This is a genomic window from Bartonella sp. AA18HLJMS (genome assembly GCF_042197245.1).
Classification (GTDB): domain Bacteria; phylum Pseudomonadota; class Alphaproteobacteria; order Rhizobiales; family Rhizobiaceae; genus Bartonella.
Genome location: NZ_JBHIRP010000097.1, coordinates 1 through 526, shown reverse-complemented (window position 1 = coordinate 526; position 526 = coordinate 1). Strand labels below are relative to the sequence as shown.

Sequence of the window (526 nt, the reverse complement as noted above, 5' to 3'; positions counted from 1 at the left end):
TGTATGGCTCAATATATGAGAGACAATAAACTTGAAGCCTGCCCGCATGGTTTTCGCTCTAGTTTACGCGATTGGCTTGCTGAAACAACCGATGCCCCCTATGAGGTCGCTGAAACTATTCTAAGTCATACAGTTGGCGGCAAAGTAGAGCGCTCCTATCGTCGTACTGACTATCTAGAACAGCGCCGCGTTTATATGGATAAATGGGCGGCTTATGTCACTGGTCAATCTTAAGATATGGGGTGAATAACCCCATTATCTGTGGATAACTTTCTCTCTCTTCTCTCTCATTCTTTCTCAATAAGATTCATCACGTATCACATCAGAAATTGTATAATAAAATATTGTTTTCTATGAATAAAACATCTTTCTAAATGAACCAAAATGTGGTTAATAAATGATTATGATTTGTTTTTATAGTGAAAGGATTTTAGAATGACAGAAAATGATATTCTTTTAACAGACCGTGAAAGTGCAAAATTGCTTCATATGAGTGTTTCAACATTCCGGCGTCATGTAACCAATG

Annotated in this window: 2 pseudogenes; both read left to right on the top strand. The window is 37.5% G+C overall.

Features of this window, described 5'->3' with window-relative positions:
- Positions 1 to 234, top strand: a pseudogene (locus ACFINW_RS10150) (integrase); the annotation flags it as partial.
- A 201-nt stretch (positions 235 to 435) separates the two neighbouring features.
- Positions 436 to 526: pseudogene (locus ACFINW_RS10145) on the top strand (DNA-binding protein); the annotation flags it as partial.